Origin of the sequence: Streptomyces sp. NPDC006259 (assembly GCF_042870975.1) — a bacterium.
GTDB lineage: Bacteria > Actinomycetota > Actinomycetes > Streptomycetales > Streptomycetaceae > Streptomyces.
On the sequence record NZ_JBIAHY010000009.1, the window covers coordinates 101,495 to 127,376 of the forward strand.

Consider the following 25,882-nt stretch of genomic DNA (forward strand, 5'->3'; position numbering starts at 1 on the left):
CACCACAATGGGCCCATGCAGACCGTGACTGCCGTGGCCCACCGCGGCGACCCCTACCGCGTCCGTGAGAACACCGTCGCCTCACTGCGTTCCGCGCTCGACCAGGGCGCGGACGCCGTCGAGATCGACGTACGGCTCACCCGGGACGGTGTGCCCGTCCTGCTGCACGACGAGACGCTGAAGCGGCTGTGGGAGCGGGACCGGCCGCTGCTGTCGCTGTCGGCGGCCGAGGTGCGCGAGCTGACCGGGGGTGGGGTGCCGACGCTGGCGGAGGCGCTGGCGGCGACCGTCGGCAACCGGGTGATGCTCGATCTGCCGGGCACCCGGGAGGTGCGCACGGCACGCCGGGTGGTGGACGCCGTCCGCGAGGCCGGGGCGGCGGAGCGCGTCTACTACTGCGCCGACGCGACCGCGATGCTCGCCGTCCGCGCCGCCGACCCGTCCGCCGAGATCGCCCTGACCTGGACGAGCCTGGCACCGCCGCGGCCCGCGCTGCTGGCGGCGGTCCGGCCCCGCTGGCTCAACTATCGCTTCTCCCTCGTCGACGGCGACCTGGTCGCCCGGATCCACCGGGACGGTCTGCTGCTGTCCGTGTGGACCCCGGACACCCGCCGCTCCATGCGCCGGCTCATCGACCTGGGCGTCGACTCCCTCACCACCAACCGCGTCGACGTCCTCCACGCCCTGCGCCGGAGCGGCTGACCGGCCGCGGGCGAGCGACGGCGGGCGGGCGACGGCGGGCGAGCGGCCGGGAGTCGGCGCCCTCGCCCACCGCCGGCACCGGCACCGGGTCCGGGACGGCGTGCCGGCCGCGCCGGACCGTTACACGCGGGACCGCTGGGGCACGGTCGCGGGGTCGGCCGGGGTGGCACGGGTGACGTACTGCGGGACGGGTGTGCCGTCGTCGCCGGTGTCGCGGACCAGTCCGTAGCGGATGGCGCCCTGGTCGGGGCCCCGGCCGAGGTCCTCGTCAGCGGCCTGCCGGGTGGTGGGGAAGACGGTGATGCCGTAGTCGGCGCCGCGTTCGTTCTGGGTGAGGGTGACCGTGCCGTCGACGTAGAAGTACTCGTTCTGCCACATCTGCTGGGTGCCGGGCGGCAGCACCGTGTGGCCGGTGTCCGGGCCGCCCATGCCGGTGGTGGCGCCGTCGGTGCTGCCGTCGAGCGGGTCGTCCATGCGGCGGCCGCCGCCGGAGGCCACGTGGAACAGCCTGCCGTCGAGGCCGGTCCAGGACGGCATGACGAGCGCGCCGGGGCGGCTGCGCGGGGATATCTGCCAGCGCACGAGGACGTAGCCGCGCCCGCTGAGGGTGACGCTGTCGCCGCGGTGCTGCATGACGGCCTGTCGCCCGCCCGTGCTGGTGACCGCGGTCTCCGGCCGGTGCGGCAGCTCGGCCGGGCGGGCGTTCCGTGGGGGAGCCTCGTCGACGGCGTCGACGACGCTCCCGTACCGGACGGTCTCGCGTTCGGTGTCCGAAGGTGAGGGGGACGGCGTGGGCGGGGTGGTGGCCGAGGGTGTGGGGGCCGCCGGGACGGGGGTGGGCGGGCCGGGGGTGCGGGTGGCCGTGGCGGCGGCGGCCGGGCGGGGCGGCGGGTCGTCGGGGGTCTGGACGACGACGTAGGCGCCGCCCGCCGCGATCGTGGCGCTCGCGGTGACGGCGACGGCCGGTTTGGTCAGCGCGGTCAGCAGCTTCGCCGACCAGCCGACGCCGGTGGCGGCCGCGGCTGTCTTGCCACCGAGGAGGGAGAGCGTGAAGCCGGCGGGGACGGGCACCAGGGCGATCCCGACGAGGAGCCGCTCGGCCGGGACGACGCCGGCGCGGGTGTCGCCGCAGTAGCCGCAGCCCCGGATGTGGCGCGCCAGCCTTTTGCGCCACACGGAGTCGGGGCGGCCGTTCCAGCGGGCGGTGAGGTCGCGCAGGCCGGGGCAGGCGCCGTCGAGGGCGCGGACGATGCTCCGGGAGGTCTCCAGGCGTTCCTTCATCCGCTGGACGCGGACGGCGGCGTGCTGCCGGCTGACGCCGACGGCCGCGGCCAGGTCACGGCGGCTGAGGTCACCCGCGACCTCCAGCCACCACAGGGAGAGCAGTTGACGGTCGCCGTCGTCGAGCCAGCGGACCGCTTCGGCGACCTCGCGTCGCTGGCCCTCCAACTGGAGTCTGAGGACGGTGAGTTCGGCGAAGTCGGCGGCACCGTCGGCCGGCCCCTCGTCGTCGAGGGGCCGGGTCGTGCGGCGGCGGGCCCGGTCGCGGACCTGTCGCATGGCGATCGCCACCAGCCAGGAGCGGAGGCTGGCGGGGTCGCGCAGGGAGTCGAGGTGGCCGACGGCGCGCAGCATGGTCTCCTGGACGACGTCGTCGACGTCGGCGTGGCCGTTGAGGGCGCGGCCGACGACGTTGTAGACGAGCGGCAGCCAGTCCGCGACCAGTTCGTCCAGCGCCTGCCGGTCACCGGCCTGCGCGGCGGCGATCGTGCGCCGGCGCCGCCCGTCCCCGTCGTCCGCGTACCTGCTCATGCGCGCACCTTGCCAGCAGAAGGTGTGCGGTTGGCAATGTCGGGGATCACACCGTGGAGACGGGTGGCGGGCCGACGCGATAACGGTTTTTCGCGCCACGGGGGACAGGCGGGACGCCCCTAGGGGACGTTCCCCGACAACACCCTTGGTCGGCGCGAGACTTGCTCGGGGGCAGTCCGGGGTCGGATGCCCTCCCCGGTGAGGATCCGGTCGCCGCCGGACGGCCGGAGGATGATCACGCATCCGACACCGATCCCTCAGGAGCCTCCCCGTATGCGCGCTCGCCGCCGCACCGTCACCCTGGCCGCCTCCCTGGTGCTGGCCCTGGGCGTGGGCCCACTGGCCGCCCCCGCCTTCGCCGCCTCCACCCCGGCCCCCTCCGCCCCGGGCCGCTCCGCCCCGGGCCGCTCCGCCCCGGCCACCGCCGATCCTCGTCCCGACGGCCTCGACGCGCGGGCCCTGCGCGAGGCGGTCGCCGGGCTGCCGGACGCGGACGCGACAGCGGCCCTGGTCCGGGTCGGCGGCACCGACGGCACCTGGCGGGGCAGCGCCGGCGTGCACGACCTGACGAGCGGCCGTCCCGCCGATCCGCACGCCCGCTTCCGGGCCGGCTCGGTGACGAAGGTGGTGACCGCGGCGGCGGTGCTGAAACTCGTGGCACGCGGGGAGATCGATCTGGACCGGCCGGTCCAGCGCTACCTGCCGGGGCTCCTCGGCAAGGACTTCCGGCCGGTCACCGTACGGCAGTTGCTGAACCACACCAGCGGCATCCCGGCGGGCGACGGACTCGGCGACACCTTCGAAGAGGTCTACGCCCACCGTTACGACACGCTCACGCCCCAGGCGGTCGTGGCCTCGGCGGCGGCGAAGGGCCCGGAGTTCCGCCCCGGCCGGAAGCAGCACTACCTCAACATCAACTACACGGTCCTCGGCCTGCTGATCGAGAAGGTGACCGGCCGGCCGTACGCCTCCGCGGCCACCGGACTGGTGCTGGCGCCCGCCGGGATGCGCGACTCGTACTTCCCCGGCACCGATCCGCGCATCCTCGGCCCGCACAACCACGGCTACCAGGCCGTGAGGCGGGCCGACGGGGGGACGGAGTTCGTGGACGTGACGGAGTGGAACCAGGCGGACCGGTTCGCGGCCGGGGACATGATCTCCACGACCGCGGACCTGGAGCGGCTGCTCACCTCGCTGTTCGGTGGGCGGATCGTGCCGCGGCCCCAGCTGCGGGAGATGTTCACGGTTCCGGCGCACATCGAGGGGGCCACGTACAGCGCCGGCCTCCAGCGGTTCGCGTACGCCGGCCGCGTCTACTGGCTCAAGTCGGGCGGCCGGTACGGCTACAACGCGCTGATCGCCGGGACCCGGGACCTGAGCCGGACCCTGGTGTACTCGGTCAACGCGACGGACGCCAAGGGCGAGGGGATGAACCCGGTGGCCGAGCGCGTCGCCCGCGCCGCGCTCAAGTAGCGGTCGCGGCAGGGGTGTCGGCGGCGGCAGGGGTGTCGGCGGCGGTGAGCGCCTCCAGCCGCTTGATCCGGCGGCGTACGACGTACAGCGGGAGCACGCCGAACACGCCGAAGGACATGTCGATCACGGTCCACCAGAAGGGGATGCCGCGGAGCGGCCCGCAGACCAGGGCGAGCGGGATGATCCCGGCGCAGGCGATCATCGCGAACTCGACCACCCAGATGTTGCGGACCGGGTCGCGGTAGGGGCCGTAGAAGGCGACCGCGATGACGAGGTGCGCGAAGGCCAGCCAGTCCGTGCCGTAGAGCAGGAAGGGGTGTTCGGCGTCGACGACGTCGAGACCCTGCCGCACCCGCACGATCCAGTCCATGAGGGCGGGGAGGTGGTCCGGCACGGACAGGGCCCGCAACAGGTCCTCGGTCCAGTGGAGTTCGTGCACGAGCGGGAAGGCCGTGGCGCCGCTGAGCACGAGGCAGACGACGAAGAAGACAAGCCAGGCTCGGATGCCCTTGAGGAGGGCGGCTCTGTCGCTCATGGACGCAGCGTACGCCTGCGAGTTGAACATGTTCAAAACGATCCGGCACCCCGCCGCGCCGACGACTCGCACCTCCCCTTTCCCGGATACCCCCAGGGGGTATAACGTATCCACCATGGATACCCGGGCCGGGTATCCATGGCAGACACGAGAGAGAAGTCGGGAGCCCGGTATGAACCCCCTGCAGAAGATCGGCGCGTTCACGGCGGCGCTGGCCGCGGCCTTCGGCACCGCCTACGGGGTCGGTACCGCGTTCGGCCCGATCGACCGGGACACGACGGCCGCCGGACACGCCGCCGGCCACAGTCCACGACCGGCCGGGAAGCCCTCGGCCGCGGACCTTCTCCCGGCCGGCCTCCAGGTCTCCCAGAACGGCTACTCCCTGGACCTGGAGACCACCGCCCTCCCGGCCGGAAGGAGCAGCACCCTGCGTCTCGTCGTCCGGGACGCCGACGGCGCTCCCCTGACCCGGTACCGGACCGCCCACGGCGAACAGCTCCATCTGATCATCGCCTCACGGGAGCTGACGACGTACCGCCACCTGCATCCCGACCGGGCCGCCGACGGGACCTGGAGCACACCGGTGGACCTGCCGGCCGCGGGCGGCTACCGCGTCTTCGCGGACTTCGTGCCCGCCGACGGGAGCGAGGGCCTCACCCTCGGCTCCGACCTGACGGTCACCGGGGCGTACCGGGCGAGCGAACCGCCCGCGCCCGCGGCCACCACCACCGTGGACGGGTACGCCGTCGCCCTGCGGGGCACCCTCGCCGCGGGCGGCGAGAGCGACCTGACCTTCACCGTCCGCCGGGACGGACAGCCGGTCACCGACCTGGAGCCCTACCTCGGCGCCTACGGCCATCTGGTCGCCCTGCGCTCCGGCGACCTCGCCTACCTGCACGTCCACCCGCACGAGGCGGCCGAGAAGGACCGGACGTCCGGACCCGAGGTGTCCTTCTCGGCCACCGCGCCCAGCGCCGGCACCTACCGGCTGTTCCTGGACTTCAAGGTCGACGGGACGGTCCGCACGGCGGCGTTCACGGTACGGACCGGCACCGGCACGGGCTCCGGCAGTCACCCGGAGGCGCCCCACGAGGAGACCTCGCACGGCCACTGAGCACGCCTCAGCGCAGTTCCTCCTCCCACGGCACGTGCCGTACCCCGGGCAGATGCCCGTCCAGCTCCCCCGGCTCGAACCGGCACATGCCGACCGCGTGCCAGAACTCGCCCGTGACGTCTCCCTCGCACTTGTAGCCGCCGGACGGCGCCAGCGCGGCCCAGCCGCCCGGCAGCCCGACCAGGGTGGCGCGCAGGGCGGCCGGGCCGTCCTCGGGAAGGTCCCACAGCCGGACGGTCCCGTCCTCGCCGCCGCTGGCCAGCAGTGAGCCGTCGGGGTGGAAGGCGACCGCCAGCACCCGTCCGGTGTGCCCGGTCAGGACGGCGGCCGGCTCGCCGGTGCGCGCGTCCCAGAGACGGACCGTGCGGTCGTCGCCCGCGGTGGCGAGGAGCGGCCGGCCCGGATGCGCGGCGGCGGCCCACAGCTTGCCGGTGTGCCCGGTCAGCCGGTGCGCGACCGCCCCGTCCCGCCAGATCACCGCCCGCCCGTCCCAGGAGGCGCTCGCCAGCCAGCACCCGTCGGACCCGTACGCCACGGCGTACACACGGTCGGCGTGTCCGTCGAGCACCGCGGTGATCCGGTGGTCGTCACGGTCCCAGATCCGCACCTTGTGGTCGTCGCAACCGGTCGCCAGGGCCCGCCCGTCGGGCCGGAAGGCGAGGGAGCGGACCCGGCCGAAGTGCTCCCGGATCGTGGTGACATGGGCGCCGGTGGCCCGGTACCAGAGCCGTACGGTGTCGTCGTCGTTGGCGGTGGCGAGGAGTTCCCCGTCGGGGCTGAAGGCCTCGGCCCAGACCTGGTCCGTCTCGACGTCCATCTCGCGCTGGTACTCGCCGGTGCCGGCGTTCCACAGATACATGTCGCCGTCGCTGCTCGCGGTGGCCAGCAGCGGCCCGTCGGGGCCGAACACGGCCGACACCAGCCGACCGCTCCGCCCGGCCAGCTCGCGCAGCCGCCGGCCGGAGCCGGCGTGCCACAACCGGACGATCCCGTCGTTGCCGCCGGCCGCGAGCATCGAGCCGTCGGCGCTGAAGGAGAGGCTCCCGATCCGCCGCCCGTGGCCGCGAAGGATCTGCCGGCCCTGTCCGGTCGCCGGGTCCCAGAGCCGTACGACACCGTCGTTGGCGCCCGTCACCAGGAGCGCGCCGGTCTCCGGGCCCGGCGAGTCGCCGTGCGGGCGGAACTTGCACACCCAGACCGAGCCGCGGTGATCGGGCGGCTGGCGGGTCAGCGCGACCGCCACCGGGTCGGCGTCGGGGGCGATCCGCCACAGCCGGACCACGCCCTGGCTGTCCCCGGCGGCGAGCAGCGTGCCGTCCGGGTCGAACAGGACCTGGTACACCGCCCCGCGGCAGCCGCCCAGCAGCCCGGCGCCCGCCCCGGCGGCGAGGTCCCACAGCCGGACCTCGCCCTCGGTGTCGCCGCTGACCAGGAACCGCCCGCCGGGGTGGAAGTCGAGCGTGTAGACGCGCCCCGCGTGCCCGGTGAACGTGTGCAGCACCCGACGCCCGGCGACGTCCCACACCCGCACCGTCCCGGCCCGTCCCTCGCCCATGTCGCCGGTGGCCAGCAGCGTGCCGTCGGGGCTGAAGCGGGCCCGGAACACCGCGCCCCGGTGCCCCGGCAGCTCCCCGAGCAACCGCCCGTCGGCCAGGTCCCACAGCCGTACGCCGGCGGCGGCGTCGCCGGTGACCAGGGTGGCGTCGCCCGGTCCGAAGGCGACGGTGTAGACGGGCGCCACGTGGCCGGCCAGCCGGTGCAGGGGCGCTCCGGTGGCCGTGTCCCACACGGTGACCACGCCGTCGGCGTCCCCGGTCGCCAGCAGCGAGCCGTCGGCGTCGAGCACGATCGGCCAGACGCCGCTGTCGTGGATCCGCAGCACCCGCCGGCAGCTCCCGGACACCGGGTCCCACAGCCGCACGGTACCGTCGGCGCTGCCGGTGGCCAGCACCCGCTCCCGGAACTTGACGCCGTAGACGCGGTCGGTGTGCCCCTCCAGGGTGCGCAGGGCGGTCCCGGTGACGGCGTCGCAGACCAGCACACCGCCGTCCTCGCTGCCCACGGCGAGGAGTTCGCCGTCCGGGCTGTAGGAGAGGGGCTCGGGCAGCCGGCTGGTCCGCATGTCGTAGCCGTACGGCACGCCGACCGCGGAGGGCCGGAAGCCGGAGTCGACGGCCATGCCGGGGGCTAGCGCGGCGACGCCGAGTTCGGGGGTGTCCGTCAGCTCGGGTCCGGCGGTCGCCGACACCAGTGCCGCCCGCCGCCATCTCCCGCCCTCGACACGGGCGCCGGTGAGGTCGGTGCGGATCAGCCGGGCCCGCCGCAGATCGGCCCCGCGCAGGTCGGCGCCGGTCAGATCGGCGCCGTCGAGCCGGGCCCCGGTGAGGCGGGCGTCGCGCAGCACGGCGCCGGAGAGGTCGGCGCCGACCAGGCGGGCGTCGGTGAGGTCGGCGCGGGTGAGATCCACGCCGGAGAAGTCCCGGTAGGAGAGGTCCTCCCCGGCGAGGGCGGCGCCGCGCAGATCGGTGTGGGCGGGGACCCGCAGCCGGGTGAGGATCTTCACGGCGTTGGCGCGGGCGGTCTCCCCGTGCCCGGCGTCGTCCCCGAGGGCGCGTTCGGCCCAGGCCTGGCAGGTCCGGTGGTCGGCGAGGTCGCAGAGGAACTCCACGGTGAGGCGGCTGAGGGCCAGCCGGTCCAGCAGCGAGGCGTTTCCGGAGGCCAGCCGCAGGGCGCACTCGCGGGCGACGAGCCACTCCACCACCGAGCCGTGGATGAAGCGGAACACGCCGTCGTCGTCCCGCACCAGCAGGCTGCCGGAGCCGACCGCGTGCGCGGCCTGCGGCACGGACAGCCGGCTGTCGGCGAGCCCGGTGAGGGTCTCGGCGACGTCGGTCAGCTCGTCGAGGCGCAGCGCCTCGCGGCCGCTCTCGCACAGCCGCAGGGCGAGCGCGGTGACCGCGTTCCACAGCTGGTCCACGCTGAGGCCGGGGGCCCGGCCGGGGCCGCCGCCGGCCCGCTGTTCCTCGAAGCGGAGCCAGGCGGTGAGCACCTCCCGGTAGAGGCCGGCCGGGCTGAGGGCGCGTCCCGCGCCGGCGACCGCGCGCAGCTGGTCGTCGTCGAGGTCGGCGACGAAGCCGAGCAGCCGGGGGTTGCGGCACAGGGCGAGCAGGTCGGGGATGGCGTCCAGGAGGCGCAGTCGGCGGTCGGCGGCGCGGTCGTCGCCGTCGTAGCGGTTGACCAGGTAGGCGTGGATCTGCGCGGGGGTGAACTCCTGGACGGCCAGGACCCGGCGGTGCGGGAGCAGTCCGACGCGTTCGCCGAGGGCGGTCAGCACCTGCCCCTGGGAGCGGAAGTGCTGGGTGCGGCTGCTGACGACGATCTTGGCGCTGTCGACGGCCGAGTCCAGCAGCACCTGGAGGCGTTCGGCGGCGCGGTCGTAGGTGACCTGGCTGACCAGTTCGTCGAAGCCGTCGAAGACCAGCACGATCCGGCCCTGCTGGAGCATGTACCGGAAGGCGCGCAGATCGATGGTGTCGACGCCGTGCGCGGCGAGGTGGGCGGCGACCAGGCCCTCGAAGGAGTAGGCCCGGTCCAGCGCGTTCAGTTCGATGAACAGCGGCACCAGGTGCGGTAGTTCGGCGGGGATACGGCGGGCCAGCTCGCGCAGGGCGAACGTCTTGCCGTGCCCGAAGTCGCCGAGCAGCAGCAGGAAGCGGCCCTGGTCGGCGTCGAGGAGGCGGAGCATGTCGTCGACCAGGCCGTCGCGGTCCTCGGCGCCGAGGCGCTCCGCCTCCCGGTATCGCTGCGGCAGGTACATGCCCGGCGGGTAGCGGGCGTCGGTGGACAGTCGCTCGCTCTGGGCGGCGACGTAGGCGCGCAGGTCGAGCAGGCCCTGGAACTCGGTGAAGCTGCGCACCCGGACGCCTCTGCGGCGGGCCTGGTCGCGCAGGTCGCGGGCGGGCGGCGGGCCGTCGTGGACGAGTTCGGCCTCGGTCTCGGCGTCCGCCGCGTGCACCAGCGCCACGACGCGCTCGACGTCCTCGGCGGTGGGGGTGCCCGGGTGCACGGCGACCCGCTGCTGGCGGACGAAGCCCGACTGGTTCCAGGTGACGAGCAGTTGCGGCACCGGGCCGGCGACCGGCCGGATCCGGGCGCCCTCGTGCCGGGTCCGGCAGACCTCGGCGACGCGCGCGAGCAGCACCTCGGCCGGGGACCGGACGGCGCGCGGTCCGGGCTCCGCCGGCTCGGCGAGGTCCGGCGCCGGCTCATCGGTCCGGGAGTCGCCCGGGTCGGGTCCGAGGGCGCGGTGGGCGCGCCGCCACTCGACCTGCCGCCGCTCCGGTTCGCCGGGCCCCTCCCAGGCGGTCAGCCCGTCGCGGCCGAGGCGCAGCAGCCGGTGCCGGCCGGGACCGGCGGCGCCGAGCAGCGGCAGTTCGCCGGAGGCGGTGGCCAGGGCGGGGTGGACGCCCGGTCCGGCCGGGCCGTGCAGGAGCAGGTGCAGCCGGGGGGCGGTGAGCCGGCCGAGGACGTCGGTGTCGCGCAGCGGTCCGGCGCCGTCCGGGCCGGCGCCCCGGCCCCGTCCGGGCGGATGCCGCAGCGCCCCGATGCGCAGCCACCCCTCCTCCTCGTACGGCCGCAGCGCCTGCGCGAACCAGGCGGCCTGCTCGGGCCCCACCAGCCCGTACCGGTCGTCGAGCCGGTGGCTGTACGCCATCGAGGAGTTGAGGCCCGCGACGACCGTGCGCAGTTCGGGCACGGGGAAGAGGGTCCACGGCTGGTCGCTGTCGAAGACGACGTCGAGGCCCTGGTACAGCTCCTGGAACAGCCGTGCGAAGTGCCGCCACTTGGGCCAGTACGGCGGCCTGGGCGGCATCTCGTCGGCCTCGCAGGTGCTGAAGTAGGCCCGGCAGGCGGCCTGGTTGACGTCCCCGCCGCCGGGCACGAGGGCGACCCGGTGCGGTTCGAGGCCGAGCAGGGCGCGCAGCCCGGTGAGGAAGGCGAGGGCCTGGTCGAACTCGCGGGGGCCGCCGGAGGCGGTCAGGTCGCCGGTGACCACCAGCAGGTCGGGCGCCGGGGCGCCGGCGTCGGTCAGCTCGACCAGGTCGCCCCAGATCGCGGCCTGTAACTCGGCCGGGTCCTGGCCGCGTCCGAAGGCGGGCCCGGCCAGCTGGAGGACGGTCACCGCCTCGCGCTCGGGAGCGTCCCCGGCCACCCGCGGGTACGCCGGTGGCGCGGCGGGCCTGCGCCGGCCGGCCCAGCCGGGCCGTCCGAGGGGCCGGCCCGGCGGGGGCGCGGCCGGCACCGGCGGGGGCGGGGGTGCCGGGTGGCCGTTCCCCGGGTAGTCGGGGCGCAGGGTGGGCCGGGCGCGGCCGTCGAGGGCCTGACGGATCCGGGTGAGGAGCAGGTCGCGGGCGGCGACCGGGTCGGCCACGGGGACCAGGTCGACGTAGGTGATGGTGGCGAGCAGGCCCTCCACCGGGATGTCCTCGACCCGGACGGTGATCAGCCGGCGGTCCGGGGCGTCGGGGTCGGCGCGCAGGGCGGCCTGCCACTCCATACGGCCGTAGCGGGACCGCTCGTAGTTGCGTGACAGGACGGCGATGACGGCCGCGGACTCGCTCACCCCGCGGTCCATGAAGTCCAGGAAGTTGGTGCCGGGCACGAAGTCCCAGGCCTGGAGGACGGTGCGGTACCCGGCCTCCTCCAGGATCCAGGCGATCCACGACGCCCAGCGCTCGTCGGCCGGCGAATAGCTGACGAAGAAGTCCAACGGGCCGGTGCCTGCGGTGATCTGCTGGTCCCCCATGTATTCATGATGCAATGAGGAAGCACCGAGATGCACCGGTTCCCCAGCCACATCCCCGGCCCGGTGCCGAACGTCGTGAAACCGCCGACCGGAGACACCCCCTGGTTACAGCGGCGCACGCGTGTGCGACCCTTCCGGGCGTGGGTGGTTTGCGGCGTCTTCACGTACTGGACAAGGTGGCGATCGGTCTCCTGGCGACCGGGCTCGTCTGCGTGGCCACGGGGTTGCTCCCCACCGGCTCGGCCTCCGACGCGATGACCCGCGTCGCCCCGCTGCTGGCGTTCCTCGGCACGGTCATCGTGCTCGCCGAACTCACCAGCCGCGCCGAGGTCTTCGACGTGGTCGCGGCCCGGATCGCCCGTGCCGGGCGGGGCAGGTACCCGCTCCTGTTCCTGCTCTGCGTGGCCTTCGCCTCCGTCACCACCATCGCCCTCAACCTGGACACCACGGCGGTCCTGCTCACCCCGGTGATGCTGGCCCTGGCCACCCGGGTCGGCATCGCGACCGTCCCGCTGGCGATGACCACGGTCTGGCTCGCCAACACCGCGAGTCTGCTGCTGCCCGTCTCCAACCTGACGAACCTGCTGGCGGCCGACCGGGTCGCGCTGTCACCGCTGGGCCTGGCGGGCCGTATGTGGGCCCCGCAGCTGGCGGCGATCGCGGTGACGATGGCGTGCCTGTGGGGGTTCTACTGGCGACGGGGCCGGCGGGGCGCGGCGGGGCCCGGCGAGGCGACTCCGGGTGAGGCGACTTCTGGCGCGGGGCCCGGCGAGGCGACTCCGGGCGCGGGGCCGGGGGCGGCGCGCGTGGAGGACGTACAGGCCGAGGCCGCTCCCCCGGTGCGGGGCGCGGACCGTTATGTGCCGCCCGGTCGGCACCGGCCCGCCGACCCGGTGCTGTTCCGCGCCTGCGCGCTGGCCTGCGGCGGGTTCCTGCTGGCGATCCTGGTGGCGGACGTGGAGCTGTGGGTGGCGTCGGCGACGGCCGCCGCGGTCGTCGTCGCGGCGTTCGCGGCACGCGAGCGCTCGGCGCTGCGGCTGTCCCTGATCCCGTGGCGGCTGCTGGTCATGGTTCCCGGCATGTTCCTGGTCGTGGAGACCGTGGACGCCAACGGGCTGCACTCCCTGCTGGCCTCCGCGATCGGCCACGACGGCGGCATCGCGGGCATGTTCCGCGCGGCGGCGGTCGGCGCGGGCCTGTCCAACGCCCTGAACAACCTCCCCGTCTACCTGGCCGGCGAGGCGGCCGTCCCCGTCGCCAACCACGACCAACTCCTCGCCCTGCTGATCGGCAGCAACGCCGGCCCGGTGATCACCCCCTGGGCCTCGCTGGCGACCCTCCTGTGGTACGAACGCTGCCACGCGTACGGCGTACGGGTGCCGCTGGCCCGCCTGATGGGAACGGGGGCGGTGCTGGCGGTGACGGCGGTGACGGCCTCGGTCGGGGTGCTGGCGCTGACGAGGTGAGGGGCGCGGGCCGCGCTCGACGGGGCGGGGCGCGGAGCGGCCCCCCTGGGCGATTCCCGGGCCGACGAGCCGGCGCCGGACCTCGCCGAGCCGGCGGAGCCCGGACCGCGCGCCGTCCGGTCCCCGGCCGAGGTGCTGCTCGCGCGCGTCGCCGAGGTCTGCCGGACCCGGCACGAGGGCGCCCGGATCCGGCCGGTCGCCGGCCCGGTGCCGCAACTGCTCGTCACCTGGAACCAGTCGGGCTTCGTCCGCCGGCAGCGGGTCGCCGTGCACCCGGGCACCCGCCCGCGCTACGGGGAACCGGGCCGCGCCCGCGCCGCCAGGGTCAGCAGGTGGGGCAGCAGCTCCGGGCGGCCCGCGACGAAGGAGCGCCCGGTGTCCGGGCCGGTGAAGCCTCCGCCGAACTCCGCGCCGTCCAGGTGCCGGACCGCCACCCCGGCCTCGCGGGCCAGCAGTGCGCCGGCCGGCAGGTCGATCGCCTCGGCGCGGTAGCCGACGAACCCGTCGATGTCGCCGCGGGCGAGCATCGCCCAGGCCAGCAGCGGCGCCCACAGCTGGAGCAGCCGCCGGGAACCGAGTTCCACCGTGTCCCGCAGGGCGCGGGCGGCGGGGTCGTCGCGCCGGACGGCGTGCCCCTGGGTCCAGGCCAGCAGCGGCCCGGCGGGCGAGGCCGGACGGTTCCGGCCGGAGGGCGGGGCGAGCCGCCCGCCCGGTCCGTACGCGCCGCACCCGCGCCGCGCCGACCAGGTGCGTCCGCTCACCGGGTCGTGCACCACTCCCACCACCGGGGCGCCGTCGACGCACAGGGCGATGCCCACGACGTACACGGCCAGGCCGATCACCACGTTGTTGCTGCCGTCGAGGGGGTCCACCAGCCAGGTGCGCCCGCTGCCGTCGCCGCCCGACCCGCCGGACTCCTCGGCGACGATCCGGTCGTGCGGGTGGCGGGCGCGGATCCGGTCCACCACGAGCCGTTCGGCCATCAGGTCGAGGTCGGTGACGACGTCACCGAGTCCGCCCTTGGGCCGGGCGGTGAAACCGTCGGGGAAGCGGGACCGCAGCAGCGCCCCGGCCTCCTCGGCGGCGGCGACCGCCGTGGCGCACTCCGAGGTGAAGCGGGCCGTCGGGTCAGGCAGGTGGTTCGGGCTCATGGATCCTCCTGAGGGCGGCCTGCGCGATCCGGACGGTCTGGGCCGCGTCGCACGTCCTGCGGATCACCCGGCGGCCCGGCGCCCGTAAGGGGCCCAGGGAGAGGTCCGCCCGTCCGGGCAGGGTGCGGCCCAGCACCAGGGTGGCGGCCGGCCGGCCGTCCGGGACCACGGTGGTGTGGAACTCCCCCGCGGGCAGGGCGTAGGTCTGGCCGCGCGAGCTGGTCTGCTCGACGCCGGGCAGACAGCGGACCAGCCGTCGGGTGGGCCGCAGTTCGTCCACGCCCGACGGGTCGCTGTGCACCTCGAACACCCGGTGGGTGGGCGTCCCGGACCCCTCCTGGACGGTCACCCGACGGTTGCCGAGCCGCCCGTACAGCACGGTGCTGGTGAGGTCCCAGCTGTGCGAGTGGACCTGATGCCCGGTGAGGACCGGGTCGGCGGGTCCGAAGACGTGCACGCACATGCCCCGCGGTCCGTCCCGCAGCACGGGCAGGCACACGAACCCCAGCGGATGCCGGACCGCCCGCAGCTCCCGACGGCCGCTGACGATCTCCTCCAACTCCGCGGCGGCCTGCCGCATCACCTCGCCGACGGCCCCCCGCCGCGCGGCCCGCTCCAGGCCCGGGTAGTCCATCGTCTCCCCCTTAGGGCCTACCTCCGGTACGGATCCTCCGCGTGCAGCGCCCTGTCGATGATGTCGCCGACGTCCCGGTCGGTGAAGCTGGCCGGCAGCGGCAGGCCGAGCCGGTCCAGCAGCCGGCGGACCTCGTCGACGGTCGGTTCGTCGCTCAGCGCGGTCGCCTCCCGCAGGTCGAGCTTGACCGCCTGCTCGCGGCTCTGGTGCAACTCGGTGACGTAGTAGTCGTAGAGCGGCCGCCCGCGCTCCACGCACAGGCTCACCCGGCGCGGGTCGTCCTGGGTGATGATCAGACAGCTGTCGGAGAGGTCGAAGCGCAGGGTCGGTGCCACCGACGAGAGGTGCACGTCGATCTCCAGGGTGTCCAGCCGCTGCCGGTGCCAGGCGGCGGCGACCACGGTGGCGTACGACTCCCTGCGGGTGCGCTCGGTCGTCCACTCGGTGAACGCGCCGCCCTCCTGCCGGTGCCCGAAGGTGCGGCGGAAACGGGCGTAGGCCTCGCAGGCCCGGTCGTCCGCCGGGTTGACGATGTCGATCTTCATGCTGAGCGAGCGTCGCCGCCGCCGCGCCTCCAGCACGCACTCCGGGAGGGTGACGGCCCGCAGATAGGTGCCGGTGCCACCCTTGAACACCCAGCGGGCGGTGGTGCGCCGGGCCTGCTCGTGTGCCAGTCCGACCTCCGGACCGGCGAGCGTGCGGACCATGGCCAGGTCCTCGATCGCCCGGCCGGTGCCCTCGGTCGCGCCCCGGATGTCGGCCAGCCGGCGCCGTCGCTCGGTCAGCGAGCCGTACACCAGCGCCGCCAGGACCAGCAGGATGGAGCCGGTGACGATGTTGTCGTCGAAGTCCTTGTCCAGGATGTCCATCAGGCCGACGACGAGGGCGAGGGCGATGGCGACGACGCCGTCGGCGTTCCTGACGGCCCACGCGATCGAGTGCTCCAGCCTGCTCCCGGACGGCTGCTGCGGCGTATCGCCTGTCACGGCCTCACCCTCCCCCGACGGCGACCTCCAGAGTAGGAGCAAGGACCCGTCCGCAGCTACGGCGCGTGAATCGGTCTCAACGGCGGGTACCGGCCTCGGAGGGCGCGCCGGACGGCTCGGTGGGCCGCGTGGACGGCGCGGCGGTGGGCGTGGACGGCGAGGCGGACGGCGTGGACGGCGAGGCGGACGGTGCGGGAGTGACCGACGACCGCCACCTGCCGGGGTCCGGGGTGCTGGTGGGCACGGTACCGCCGTGGCGGGTGCCGGTGGGTCCGACGGTCCCGCTTCTCGCGGTGTCCGGGTCGGCGGGTGCGCGGAAGGTCGGCACCGATGTCGGCGCGGCCGACGGGCTGCTCGCGGGCGGCGGGGCCATCGGAACGGTCGGGGCGGCCGGCTCCCCCGGCCCGGCGGGGCGCAGCGGCAGCACGACGAGCGTGGCGATCGCGCAGGTCACCCCCGCTCCGATCGCGGTCCGCAGCAGCCGGCGGCGCGCGGCGCCGCGGCGAACCGCCTCGTAGTGGCCGGGCGGCGGGGAGAGATGGCCGGAAGGGGGCCGCAGGATGACGGTGAGCAGGTCGTCGGGCGCGTGGTCCGTGCCGTCGCCGGCGTCGTCAGCGTGCGTGATCAAGGCTTCTCCCCAGGTGTGCGCGGAGCAGTTCGCGGGCCGCGTGCAGATCGGCCTTGACGGTTCCTTCCTTGCGCCCGGTGAGCACGGACACCTCCCGGATCGGCATGTCAGCGTAGTAGTGCAGCAGGATCGGCACGCGCAGCCGGTCCGGCAGCGACTGGACGAGCAGCCGGACCGACGGGTCGGCGGCCTCCTGGGCGGGCGGGTTCACGGCGGCTTCCGCGGTCGCCCGGCGCACGGCCCGGCGTTCGCGTTCCAGCTTGCGCCAGTGGTCGCGGACCAGGTTGGCGGCGGTGACGTAGAGGAAGCCCTGCGGCTCGGCGACCGCCGTCCAGCGGGCCCAGAGCCGGGTGAACGCCTCCGACGCGATCTCGTGGGCGGTCTCGTCGTCGTCGACGAGCCGGCGGCACCAGCCGGCCAGGCGCGGGTAGAGGGCGGCGAACAGGTCGGCCGCCGCCCGCTCACGAGAGCGTTTCACCGTTCTCCCGCAGGGGTCAGGACCGCGAACACGATCACGTTGTCGCGGTACCCGTCACCGGTGAGCGGCCCGCCGCAGGTGATGAGACGCAGCTCGGGCCGGTCCACGTTCCCGTAGACGTCGGTGGTGGGGAACTCCTTCTTGCCGACGGTCCGTACGGCGGTGACCGCGAACTCCGCGGTGGTGCCGTTCTCCAGGCGCGCCATGATCCCGTCGCCCGGCCGCAGCCGGTCGAGGCGGCGGAAGACGCCGTCGCCGTACTTCCCGACCGTGACGTGGCCGAGGAGCACCGACGGCCCGGTCTGGCCGGGCGTCGGCGAGTACCGGTACCAGCCGGCCCGGTCGTCGGCGGTGACGGCGGGCACCTCCACGCCGCCGTCGGCCCGCAGCCCCAGCGGTACGACCGGGGTGTCGACACCGATGGCCGGAATGCGCAGGCCGACCGGCGCCGACCGGCCGAGCGGGCGCGCCTCCCGCACCGGGGAAGCCGGCACGGGAGGCGGGGTGCTCCCGGCCCGGTCGGCGGGGTGGCCGACGCAGCCCGCGAGCAGGCCGGCGCCGGCCGCGGTGAGGAAGGCGCGCCTGGAGTACGGGCTCATCCGCCGGTCGTCCTCCGGCGACGCAGCACGTACACCCCGGCGCCGCCCGCGGCGAAGGCCGCCGCGACCCCGCCGCCGATCAGCCCGCCGTCGCCCGACGACCGCGCGGCCGTCGGGGCCGCACCGGTGTCGGCTGCGCCGCGGGGGACGAGGGGAACCTGGCCCCGCACGTTCGACGGCATCGCGGTGGGACGGGTCCGGTCGGGCGAGACGGTGGCCTCCGAGCCTTCGGACGGCGCCGCGGTGGCATCCGGCCGCGGCGTCGCCCCGGCCGGAGCGGGGGTCGTCGCGCGTGCGGAGGGAACGGACGTCGGCGTCCCCCCGTCGGCGAACGCGGGCCCTGCCCCGATCAGCAGCGCGGTGCCCGCGACTGCCAGGGCACCGAGGCCGGTCCGTCGTGTGTATCGCATGAGTCGCTCTCCTTCGTCGGTCCGCACGGGCTGTGTGACGGATCGAGCGGAGAGACGAGACAGCGGGGGCACAGGTTGTAAAGAGTTGGCAAAGCCGGGTGGCGGGAACGACACGGCACAGCGCCGCCCCGGACGGAGAACCCCCGTCCGGGGCGGCGAAGTGGGGCGCGAGGCGGTGCGAGGAGGCGGTGCGGCGGCCCACCGAGACGGTCGGTCCGGCGGCTCCCCGAGACGGGCGGTCCGGCGGCTCCCCGAGACGGGCGGTCCGGCGGCCCGCCGAGACGGTCAGTGCGGCAGCTTGCCGAGACGGCCGGCCCGGCGGCGCCTCGCCCGAGACGCTCCGGCCCGGCCGCCGGAGGCCTACGCGTCCAGCGAGGTCATCACGTGCTTGATCCGCGTGTAGTCCTCGAAGCCGTACCCCGACAGGTCCTTGCCGTAGCCGGACTTCTTGAAGCCGCCGTGGGGCATCTCGGCGACGAGCGGGATGTGGGTGTTGATCCACACGCAGCCGAAGTCGAGCTTCTTGGACATGCGCATCGCCCGGCCGTGGTCCTTGGTCCACACCGAGGAGGCGAGGGCGTACTCGACGCCGTTGGCGTACTCGACGGCCTGGTCCTCGTCGGTGAAGGTCTGGACGGTGATGACCGGTCCGAAGACCTCCTTCTGGACGATCTCGTCGTCCTGCTTCAGGCCTGAGACGACGGTCGGGGCGTAGAAGTAGCCCTTGTCGCCGACCCGGTGGCCGCCCGCCTCCACCTTGGCGTGGGCGGGGAGGCGCTCGATGAAGCCGCTGACCTGCTGGAGCTGGTTGGGGTTGTTGAGCGGGCCGAACAGCACGTCCTCGTCGTCCGGCTGCCCGGTCCTCGTCTCGGACGCGGCCTTGGCCAGCGCCGCCACGAACTCGTCGTGGATGGCCTCCTGGACGAGGACACGGGTGGCGGCCGTACAGTCCTGGCCGGCGTTGAAGAAGCCCGCCACCGAGATGTCCTCGACGGCCTTGGCGATGTCGGTGTCCTCGAACACGACGACGGGCGCCTTCCCGCCCAGCTCCAGGTGGACGCGCTTGAGGTCCTTCGAGGCGGACTCGGCGACGGACATGCCGGCGCGTACGGAGCCGGTGATGGAGGCCATCGCCGGAACCGGGTGCTCGACCATCAGGCGGCCGGTGTCGCGGTCGCCCGTGACGACGTTGAAGACGCCCTTGGGCAGGATGGAGCCCACGATCTCGGCGATCAGGACGGTGGAGGCCGGGGTGGTGTCGGACGGCTTGAGCACCACCGTGTTGCCGGCCGCGATGGCCGGGGCGAACTTCCACACGGCCATCATCATCGGGTAGTTCCACGGCGCGACCTGCGCGCAGACGCCGACCGGCTCGCGGCGGACGATCGAGGTCAGGCCGTCCATGTACTCGCCGGCCGAGCGCCCCTCCAGCATCCGGGCCGCGCCCGCGAAGAAGCGGATCTGGTCGACCATGGGCGGGATCTCCTCGGACCGCGTGAGCCCGATCGGCTTGCCGGTGTTCTCCACCTCGGCGGCGATCAGATCCTCGGCCCGCTCCTCGAACGCGTCCGCGATCTTCAGCAGGGCCTTCTGCCGCTCGGCGGGAGTGGTGTCGCGCCAGGCCGGGAACGCGTCCGCGGCGGCCTTCATGGCGGCGTCCACGTCCGCCGGGCCGGAGAGCGGGGCGGTCGCGTACGCCTCACCCGTCGCGGGGTTGACCACCTCGGTGGTCCGTCCGTCGGCGGCGTCCCGGAACTCACCGGCGATGTAATTCCGTAGGGTGCGCAGCCCACGCGGCTCGGTGCTCACTGCCGGCCTCCTGTGTCAGGTCGAACTGTCCAATGGCTGAGACACCCACCCTAATCGGCCGACCGACGTTTTCAACACCCCCGATCGCGTCACTGCTGCGAAATCCGCAAGTCTCGGTCACGTAAACAACGAATTTCATCGCCCATGCCTTGCGTAACTGTCGAGACGTCGTGCAGAGTGACGTCGTGGCCAGTCGAAGCGCAGAGCACCGGGACTCCCGCGAGTCCAAGAACGGCACCCCTCACCTGGATGCCGTCAGCCTCGCCATCATCGAGCAGCTCCAGGAGGACGGCCGCCGGCCCTACGCCGCGATCGGCAAGGCCGTCGGCCTGTCGGAGGCGGCCGTGCGCCAGCGCGTCCAGAAACTGCTCGACCAGGGCGTGATGCAGATCGTCGCCGTCACGGACCCGCTCACCGTGGGCTTCCGCAGGCAGGCGATGGTCGGGATCAACGTCGAGGGCGACACCGAGGCGATCGCCGACGCGCTGACCGACATGGCGGAGGTCGAGTACGTGGTGATGACCGCCGGCTCGTTCGACGTCCTCGCCGAGATCGTCTGCGAGGACGACGACCACCTGCTCGACGTCATCAACAAGCGCATCCGCGCCCTGCCCGGCGTGCGCTCCACCGAGAGCTTCGTCTATCTGAAGCTCAAGAAGCAGACCTACATGTGGGGAACCCGATAACCGTGAGGACCCGATAACCGTGAGCACCAAGGACCTCAGCCGCACCGCGTACGACCACCTGTGGATGCACTTCACCCGCATGTCCTCGTACGAGAACGCTCCCGTCCCGACGATCGTCCGGGGCGAGGGCACCTACATCTACGACGACAAGGGCAAGCGCTACCTCGACGGTCTCGCGGGCCTGTTCGTGGTGCAGGCCGGTCACGGCCGCACGGAACTGGCCGAGACCGCCTTCAAGCAGGCGCAGGAGCTGGCGTTCTTCCCGGTGTGGTCCTACGCCCACCCCAAGGCCGTGGAGCTGGCGGAACGCCTCGCCCACCACGCGCCCGGTGACCTGAACAAGGTCTTCTTCACCACCGGCGGCGGCGAGGCGGTCGAGACCGCCTGGAAGCTCGCCAAGCAGTACTTCAAGCTGACCGGCAAGCCCACCAAGTACAAGGTCATCTCGCGTGCGGTCGCCTACCACGGCACCCCGCAGGGCGCCCTGTCCATCACCGGCCTGCCGGCCCTCAAGGCCCCCTTCGAGCCGCTCGTCCCGGGCGCGCACAAGGTGCCGAACACCAACATCTACCGCGCCACCCTCTTCGGCGACGACCCGGAGGCCTTCGGCCGCTGGGCCGCCGACCAGATCGAGCAGCAGATCCTGATGGAGGGCCCGGAGACGGTCGCCGCCGTCTTCCTGGAGCCGGTCCAGAACGCGGGCGGCTGCTTCCCGCCCCCGCCCGGCTACTTCCGGCGGGTCCGCGAGATCTGCGACCAGTACGACGTGCTTCTCGTGTCGGACGAGGTCATCTGCGCCTTCGGCCGCCTGGGCACGATGTTCGCCTGCGACAAGTTCGACTACGTCCCGGACATGATCACCTGCGCCAAGGGCATGACCTCGGGCTACTCCCCGATCGGCGCCTGCATCATCTCCGACCGCCTGGCCGAGCCGTTCTACAAGGGCGACAACACCTTCCTGCACGGCTACACCTTCGGCGGCCACCCGGTCTCCGCCGCCGTGGGCATCGCCAACCTCGACCTGTTCGAGCGCGAGAACCTCAACCAGCACGTCCTCGACAACGAGGGCGCCTTCCGGGCCACCCTGGAGAAGCTGCACGACCTGCCGATCGTCGGCGACGTCCGCGGCAACGGCTTCTTCTACGGCATCGAGCTGGTCAAGGACAAGGTGACGAAGGAGTCCTTCACCGACGAGGAGACCGAGCGCGTCCTGTACGGCTTCCTGTCCAAGGCCCTCTTCGACAACGGCCTGTACTGCCGTGCCGACGACCGCGGCGACCCGGTCATCCAGCTCGCCCCGCCGCTGATCTCCAACCAGCAGACCTTCGACGAGATCGAGCAGATCCTGCGCGCCACGCTGACGGAGGCGTGGACGAAGCTCTGACCGTCAGCCCGATCAGCTGATCAACACCGGCCCCGGCGTCGACCGTTCGAGTGAGAAACGGCGGCCCGGGGCCGTGTGCTGTCCGGCCTTCCCCTTCCGGCTGCCTAGCGTGCGAGTGACCGATCGGCCCTGCCTTCGTTCCCCCGCACGGGGGATGCGCACGGGAACCACAGATCTGAACCGAGGTGTACGCCCATGGAGGCCCCGCCGGACAACGACGTGCTGTGGGCACGCTCCCTGCACTACACGCACCCCGACGGCTCCCCCGCGCTGGGCGGCGTGTCGCTCGGCGTGCGGGAAGGCGAGATCCTCGCCGTCACCGGCCCGCGGGGGAGCGGCAAGACGACCCTGCTGCACTGCCTGTCCGGGCTGGCCCGCGGCCAGCGCGGCGAGGTCTGGTTCAACAGCGTCCCGGTGCACACCATGGGCCCGATGGCCCGTGAACGGCTCCGCCGCGACCGCTTCGGCTGGATCGACCCGGCCCCCGTGCTCGTCCCCGAGCTGAACGTCTGGGAGAACGCGGCCCTCCCCCTGATGTGGCGCGGCACCAGCCGCCGCCGGGCCAAGGTCGCCGCCCTGGAGTGGCTCGAACGCCTCGACGTCGGCGACAAGGCCCGGCTGCTGCCCCACCAACTGACCCAGGCGGAACGTCAGCGCGTCTGCATCACCCGTGCCCTGGCCCCCGCCCCTTCGGTCCTCTTCGCGGACGAGCCGACGGCCCCCCTGCACCGCGCGGACCGCGGCCACGTGCTGCGCACCCTGACCACGGCGGCCCGCTCGCACGGCATCACGGTCGTCCTGGCCACCCACGACGCCGACACCGCCGCCCTCGCCGACCGCACGGTCTCCCTCCTGGACGGGCGCCGGGTGCGCACCGTCCACCTGCCGCCGGTCACCGAGTCGGAAGGCCGGGCGACGTGCTCGCTCTCCGCCTGACCCGCAGCGCCCATCCGGCCGTCCAGCTGCGTCGGCTGCTCGTCGCGACGGCCTCGGGGGGCACCGGCTTCCTCCTGCTGTGCACCCTCGGCCACGCCCTGAGCCACCCCGACGCCGCGGCGGGCTCGGTGCTCCGGCTGGCCTGGTGCGCGGTCCCGCTGGCCGCCACCGTCCACTTCGCCCTCGCGGTGGCCCGCACCGACCCGGGCACCCGACCGCGCCCCGGCCTGGCGGCGATCGGCCTGGGCCCCGCCCGCCTGATGGCGATCTCGGCGACCACGACGGCCCTGTCCACCGCCCTGGGCTCGATGCTGGCCCTGCTCCTCTTCCTCCACCTCCGCGGCGACCTCACGGGCATGCCCTTCGACGGAGCGGCCGCATCGTTCCTGGCGGCGGAGATCCCCCTGCCCCTCCCCGCCGCCCTCACCCTGCTGGCCCTGACCCCCGCGGCCTCCTCCCTCGCGGTGGTCCTCACCCTCCGTCCCCGGGACACCCGCCTCGCGGCGAACTCCCGGGGCACCGGCTTCGCCCTGCGCCGCTTCACCACCTCCACGGCGTTCCAGGAGACGTTCGGCGCCTACGGCAGATTCGGCGCGAGACGAGCCCACCCCGGCGCCGCCGGGACAGGGGCCGCGGCCACCCGCACCGCACAGACCCCGGTCGCGGTCGACGCCACCGGACCGTCCCGCCGGGCAGCGGCCACCCGCACCGCGCAAGGCGCGGTCGCGGTCGACGACCCCGAACCCGGTCCGGCCGCGGGCGGCGCGGCCGGGCGTTGGTGGCCCCCGCGCCGCAGCGAGGCCGGGCGAGGGACGGGCACCCCGCCGGCGCCGGGCGGCGCGACCGCTCCCCCGGCCCCGGCCGACGACATCGGGAAATCCCCGGCCCACACCCCCGGCTCCGCCCCGCTCGACGCCCCGCCCCTTCCTCCCCGCCCCAACCCCACGACGCTCCCGTGGGGCGCGGCCCTGCTCGCGGCCGGCCTCGCCGTGGAGGCCTACGCCGGCCGCACCCCCGGCCACCACCTGACCCTCCCCGGCGGCCCCACCGGCCCCGCCGCGGTCCTGGTCGGCTGGGCCCTCACCGCGATCGGCCTCGCCGTGGCCGGCCCCAGCCTCACCCACCTCTGCGGCCGCCTCCTCCAGGCCGCCCGCCCCGGCGCCCTCCGCCTTCTCGCGGGCCGCGGCCTGATGGAAGAGGCCTCCCGTATCGGCGCCCCCCTGGGCGTCCTGTGCGCGGTGGCCTCCGGCGCGTACATGATGGCCGTCCTGTACGACCCCGCCGACCCGTCATTCGGCCCGCTCACCGCTCTCGGCGCGGCCCTGGTCGCCGGCTGCGCCCTCGGCACGCTCCTCATGGCCGCGGTGGAGGCCCGCCAGGCCCGCGCCGACACCACGGCCGCGCTGCTGCGCCTCGGCGCCCCGTCCACGGTGCTGCGCAGCGCGGCAGCGCTCAGGGCCGGCGCCCTCGCCGCGCTGTTCCTCCCGCTCACCCTGACCGTGGCGGCTCTCGCGGCCCTCCCGCTGACCCCCTGAGCCGTATCGGAACCGCACGGGAATCCGCTCGAAAAAAATCTTCGAACACCGATGACTTCCGCGCGGCCCCCGGGTCTACCCCACCGAAGAACACGCGCGACACCGCACACCACGCGCCGCGCACCAGCCGTACGACCCGATGGGAGACACCCCGATGAGCACCCCCGCCCACCAGCAGATGGTCTTCGTCAACCTGCCCGTGAACGACCTGGACGCCTCCAAGACGTTCTTCACGGAGCTGGGCTACTCGATCAACCCCCAGTTCACCAACGAGGACGCCGCCTCCGTGGTGATCAGCGACACCATCGCGGTCATGCTGCTCACCAAGCCGTTCTACGCGACCTTCACGAAGAAGGAGATCGCCGACGCCACCAAGACCAGCCAGGTCATGATCGCGCTGAGCGCCGAGAGCCGCGAGAAGGTCGACGAGCTGGTCGACCGCGCCCTGGCCGCGGGCGGTTCGCCGGCCAACGAGACGCAGGACCACGGCTTCATGTACGGCCGTTCCTTCGACGACCTCGACGGCCACACGTGGGAGGTCGTCTGGATGGACCCGTCGGGGATCCAAGGCTGATCCGCGAGCGAAGGCGGCACGCCTAGCATGGGCGGGTGCATCCGACACCCGCCCAGCCGTTCGACGGTACCCACGACCGTGAGATCGAGTCCCTCGCCGAGTTCGACGAGGTCGTCTCCACCCGGGGCACCCTCTCCCACTTCCGCGTCCAGGCGGTCGACCTGACGGACCGTACGGACGTCCTGCTCACCCTGGACACCGCGGGCGCCGTCTTCCTCGGCTGCCCGATGGACCCGGCCGCGGCGACGAAGGCGCGCGGCTCCGGCGCCCTGGTCTTCCCGCCGATACCCGGCCTCCCCTTCGACCCGTACCGCGCGTTCGTCTACACGCCGGACGAGTTGTTCGCCTCGCTCGACGAAGGCTACGAGTCGACCCCGGACGCCCTGGCGTACCGCTGGTTCCAGCGGACGAAGGCCGACGGCGACATCTTCGCCTCCATGCTCCGCTCGATCCATGACGACGCCGTCTCGGACGCGCTCGACGAACTCCTCGTAGGCTCCCGGGTGGTGGGCGTGATGGGCGGTCACGCCATGGCCCGCGGCACGGAGGCGTACGCCGGTGCCGCGCGCCTCGGCCGCGAACTCGCCCGCGCCGGACTGACGGTGGCCACCGGTGGCGGTCCGGGCGCGATGGAGGCGGCCAACCTCGGCGCCTACGCGGCCCCGTTCCCCGACGGCATGCTCGCCGAGGCGCTCGGGATCCTCGCCGCGGCGCCGACGTTCACGCCCTCGATCACCGCCTGGGCGTCGGCCGCCTTCGAGGTCCGTGCCCGCTGGCCGCAGGGCGGCACCTCGGTCGCCGTCCCCACCTGGTTCTACGGCCACGAGCCGCCGAACCCCTTCGCCGCGCACATCGCCAAGTACTTCTCCAACGCCACCCGCGAGGACGGCCTGCTCGCCCGCTGCACCGCGGGCGTCGTGTTCCTGCCGGGTGCCGCCGGGACCGTACAGGAGATCTTCGACAACGCGACGCCCAACTACTACGAGTCGCGGGGCGAGCCGACGCCGATGGTGCTCGTGGACCGGGCGCACTGGACGGAGCGGCTGCCTGCCTGGCCGCTGCTGCGGAAGCTGGCCGAGGAGCGGTCGATGGGGGACCGGATCGCCCTGGTGGACCGGATCGAGGAGGCTCCCGAGGCGCTGAAACGTCTCGGCGGTTAATGAG

At 74.1% G+C, this 25,882-nt stretch carries 21 protein-coding genes and 1 pseudogene; 11 read left to right on the forward strand and 11 right to left on the reverse strand.

From position 1 onward, the window contains the following. Positions 1 to 15: 15 nt before the first annotated feature. Entirely contained in the window at positions 16 to 702 is a 687-nt protein-coding gene (locus tag ACFYO5_RS31985; protein WP_388715519.1) for a glycerophosphodiester phosphodiesterase, read from the forward strand. A 120-nt stretch (positions 703 to 822) separates the two neighbouring features. Here the strand turns inward: ACFYO5_RS31985 and ACFYO5_RS31990 are convergent, their stop codons facing one another. Beyond that, on the reverse strand, positions 823 to 2,514 hold the full coding sequence (locus ACFYO5_RS31990) for an RNA polymerase sigma factor (protein ID WP_388715522.1): 1,692 nt from the start codon (positions 2,512 to 2,514) through the stop codon (positions 823 to 825). A gap of 273 nt (positions 2,515 to 2,787) precedes the next feature. Between ACFYO5_RS31990 and ACFYO5_RS31995 the strand changes: the two genes are divergently transcribed. Next, positions 2,788 to 3,987 carry a serine hydrolase domain-containing protein gene (locus ACFYO5_RS31995; RefSeq protein WP_388715525.1) on the forward strand — a complete coding sequence of 400 codons (1,200 nt, stop codon included), beginning with the start codon at positions 2,788 to 2,790 and terminating at the stop codon, positions 3,985 to 3,987. Here the strand turns inward: ACFYO5_RS31995 and ACFYO5_RS32000 are convergent. Continuing rightward, positions 3,980 to 4,522: a hypothetical protein gene (locus ACFYO5_RS32000; protein WP_388715528.1), complete on the reverse strand. Its 543-nt coding sequence runs from the start codon at positions 4,520 to 4,522 to the stop codon at positions 3,980 to 3,982. The genes ACFYO5_RS31995 and ACFYO5_RS32000 overlap by 8 nt on opposite strands. A gap of 172 nt (positions 4,523 to 4,694) precedes the next feature. On the opposite strand from ACFYO5_RS32000, the gene ACFYO5_RS32005 reads away from it, so the two are divergent. Beyond that, positions 4,695 to 5,636 carry a hypothetical protein gene (locus tag ACFYO5_RS32005; RefSeq protein WP_388715531.1) on the forward strand — a complete coding sequence of 314 codons (942 nt, stop codon included), beginning with the start codon at positions 4,695 to 4,697 and terminating at the stop codon, positions 5,634 to 5,636. Between the two features lie 7 nt (positions 5,637 to 5,643). Here ACFYO5_RS32005 and ACFYO5_RS32010 read toward each other — a convergent pair whose 3' ends face one another. Continuing rightward, complete coding sequence (locus ACFYO5_RS32010; protein WP_388715534.1) at positions 5,644 to 11,442, reverse strand: TIR domain-containing protein; 5,799 nt, start codon at positions 11,440 to 11,442, stop codon at positions 5,644 to 5,646. A gap of 140 nt (positions 11,443 to 11,582) precedes the next feature. Here ACFYO5_RS32010 and ACFYO5_RS32015 point away from each other — a divergent pair, with 140 nt between their 5' ends. Further along, positions 11,583 to 12,908, forward strand: coding sequence for an SLC13 family permease (locus ACFYO5_RS32015; RefSeq protein WP_388715537.1), 1,326 nt, complete (start codon positions 11,583 to 11,585; stop codon positions 12,906 to 12,908). Positions 12,909 to 13,040: 132 nt separating this feature from the next. Beyond that, positions 13,041 to 13,178, forward strand: a pseudogene (locus ACFYO5_RS32020) (hypothetical protein); the annotation flags it as partial. Positions 13,179 to 13,198: 20 nt separating this feature from the next. Here ACFYO5_RS32020 and ACFYO5_RS32025 read toward each other — a convergent pair. The 8 genes from ACFYO5_RS32025 to ACFYO5_RS32060 form a co-directional block, all read right to left on the reverse strand. Next, entirely contained in the window at positions 13,199 to 14,059 is an 861-nt protein-coding gene (locus ACFYO5_RS32025) for an inositol monophosphatase family protein (RefSeq protein WP_388715540.1), read from the reverse strand. Then, positions 14,037 to 14,693 (reverse strand): hypothetical protein, encoded by a 657-nt coding sequence (locus ACFYO5_RS32030; protein WP_388715543.1) that lies wholly within the window; start codon positions 14,691 to 14,693, stop codon positions 14,037 to 14,039. Before ACFYO5_RS32030 ends, ACFYO5_RS32025 begins: the two co-directional genes overlap by 23 nt. A gap of 17 nt (positions 14,694 to 14,710) precedes the next feature. Then, complete coding sequence (locus ACFYO5_RS32035; protein WP_388715546.1) at positions 14,711 to 15,679, reverse strand: hypothetical protein; 969 nt, start codon at positions 15,677 to 15,679, stop codon at positions 14,711 to 14,713. A 76-nt stretch (positions 15,680 to 15,755) separates the two neighbouring features. Beyond that, complete coding sequence (locus tag ACFYO5_RS32040; protein WP_388715549.1) at positions 15,756 to 16,307, reverse strand: hypothetical protein; 552 nt, start codon at positions 16,305 to 16,307, stop codon at positions 15,756 to 15,758. After that, positions 16,291 to 16,785, reverse strand: a complete 495-nt coding sequence (locus ACFYO5_RS32045; protein ID WP_388715551.1) for an RNA polymerase sigma factor — start codon at positions 16,783 to 16,785, stop codon at positions 16,291 to 16,293. The genes ACFYO5_RS32040 and ACFYO5_RS32045 overlap by 17 nt, the downstream gene beginning before the upstream one ends. Continuing rightward, positions 16,782 to 17,384, reverse strand: coding sequence for a class F sortase (locus tag ACFYO5_RS32050; protein WP_388715554.1), 603 nt, complete (start codon positions 17,382 to 17,384; stop codon positions 16,782 to 16,784). The genes ACFYO5_RS32045 and ACFYO5_RS32050 overlap by 4 nt, the downstream gene beginning before the upstream one ends. Then, positions 17,381 to 17,794 (reverse strand): sortase-dependent protein, encoded by a 414-nt coding sequence (locus ACFYO5_RS32055; protein ID WP_388715557.1) that lies wholly within the window; start codon positions 17,792 to 17,794, stop codon positions 17,381 to 17,383. The genes ACFYO5_RS32050 and ACFYO5_RS32055 overlap by 4 nt, the downstream gene beginning before the upstream one ends. A gap of 360 nt (positions 17,795 to 18,154) precedes the next feature. Beyond that, on the reverse strand, positions 18,155 to 19,603 hold the full coding sequence (locus ACFYO5_RS32060) for a gamma-aminobutyraldehyde dehydrogenase (RefSeq protein WP_356561919.1): 1,449 nt from the start codon (positions 19,601 to 19,603) through the stop codon (positions 18,155 to 18,157). Positions 19,604 to 19,773: 170 nt separating this feature from the next. Here ACFYO5_RS32060 and ACFYO5_RS32065 point away from each other — a divergent pair, with 170 nt between their 5' ends. The 6 genes from ACFYO5_RS32065 (at position 19,774) to ACFYO5_RS32090 (ending at position 25,878) form a co-directional block, all read left to right on the forward strand. Further along, positions 19,774 to 20,289 (forward strand): Lrp/AsnC family transcriptional regulator, encoded by a 516-nt coding sequence (locus tag ACFYO5_RS32065; protein WP_356561921.1) that lies wholly within the window; start codon positions 19,774 to 19,776, stop codon positions 20,287 to 20,289. 19 nt (positions 20,290 to 20,308) lie between these two features. After that, on the forward strand, positions 20,309 to 21,673 hold the full coding sequence (locus ACFYO5_RS32070; protein WP_356561923.1) for an aspartate aminotransferase family protein: 1,365 nt from the start codon (positions 20,309 to 20,311) through the stop codon (positions 21,671 to 21,673). Positions 21,674 to 21,868: 195 nt separating this feature from the next. After that, positions 21,869 to 22,609 carry an ABC transporter ATP-binding protein gene (locus ACFYO5_RS32075; protein ID WP_388715562.1) on the forward strand — a complete coding sequence of 247 codons (741 nt, stop codon included), beginning with the start codon at positions 21,869 to 21,871 and terminating at the stop codon, positions 22,607 to 22,609. Continuing rightward, a complete protein-coding gene (locus ACFYO5_RS32080) occupies positions 22,591 to 24,144 on the forward strand; it encodes a hypothetical protein (RefSeq protein ID WP_388715565.1) in 1,554 nt (517 codons plus the stop codon). The genes ACFYO5_RS32075 and ACFYO5_RS32080 overlap by 19 nt, the downstream gene beginning before the upstream one ends. Before the next feature lie 154 nt (positions 24,145 to 24,298). Beyond that, positions 24,299 to 24,718 (forward strand): VOC family protein, encoded by a 420-nt coding sequence (locus ACFYO5_RS32085; RefSeq protein WP_388715568.1) that lies wholly within the window; start codon positions 24,299 to 24,301, stop codon positions 24,716 to 24,718. Between the two features lie 35 nt (positions 24,719 to 24,753). Then, positions 24,754 to 25,878 (forward strand): LOG family protein, encoded by a 1,125-nt coding sequence (locus tag ACFYO5_RS32090; RefSeq protein WP_388715571.1) that lies wholly within the window; start codon positions 24,754 to 24,756, stop codon positions 25,876 to 25,878. Positions 25,879 to 25,882 lie beyond the last annotated feature (4 nt).

Excerpts from the sequence above, each read along its gene's own strand:
- ACFYO5_RS31985 (WP_388715519.1), top strand. The coding sequence starts at position 16 with ATGCAGACCGTGACTGCCGTGGCCCACCGCGGCGACCCCTACCGCGTC.
- ACFYO5_RS31990 (WP_388715522.1), bottom strand. The coding sequence starts at position 2,514 with ATGAGCAGGTACGCGGACGACGGGGACGGGCGGCGCCGGCGCACGATC.
- ACFYO5_RS31995 (WP_388715525.1), top strand. The coding sequence starts at position 2,788 with ATGCGCGCTCGCCGCCGCACCGTCACCCTGGCCGCCTCCCTGGTGCTG.
- ACFYO5_RS32000 (WP_388715528.1), bottom strand. The coding sequence starts at position 4,522 with ATGAGCGACAGAGCCGCCCTCCTCAAGGGCATCCGAGCCTGGCTTGTC.
- ACFYO5_RS32005 (WP_388715531.1), top strand. The coding sequence starts at position 4,695 with ATGAACCCCCTGCAGAAGATCGGCGCGTTCACGGCGGCGCTGGCCGCG.
- ACFYO5_RS32010 (WP_388715534.1), bottom strand. The coding sequence starts at position 11,442 with ATGGGGGACCAGCAGATCACCGCAGGCACCGGCCCGTTGGACTTCTTC.
- ACFYO5_RS32025 (WP_388715540.1), bottom strand. The coding sequence starts at position 14,059 with ATGAGCCCGAACCACCTGCCTGACCCGACGGCCCGCTTCACCTCGGAG.
- ACFYO5_RS32030 (WP_388715543.1), bottom strand. The coding sequence starts at position 14,693 with ATGGACTACCCGGGCCTGGAGCGGGCCGCGCGGCGGGGGGCCGTCGGC.
- ACFYO5_RS32050 (WP_388715554.1), bottom strand. The coding sequence starts at position 17,384 with ATGAGCCCGTACTCCAGGCGCGCCTTCCTCACCGCGGCCGGCGCCGGC.
- ACFYO5_RS32055 (WP_388715557.1), bottom strand. The coding sequence starts at position 17,794 with ATGCGATACACACGACGGACCGGCCTCGGTGCCCTGGCAGTCGCGGGC.
- ACFYO5_RS32075 (WP_388715562.1), top strand. The coding sequence starts at position 21,869 with ATGGAGGCCCCGCCGGACAACGACGTGCTGTGGGCACGCTCCCTGCAC.
- ACFYO5_RS32085 (WP_388715568.1), top strand. The coding sequence starts at position 24,299 with ATGAGCACCCCCGCCCACCAGCAGATGGTCTTCGTCAACCTGCCCGTG.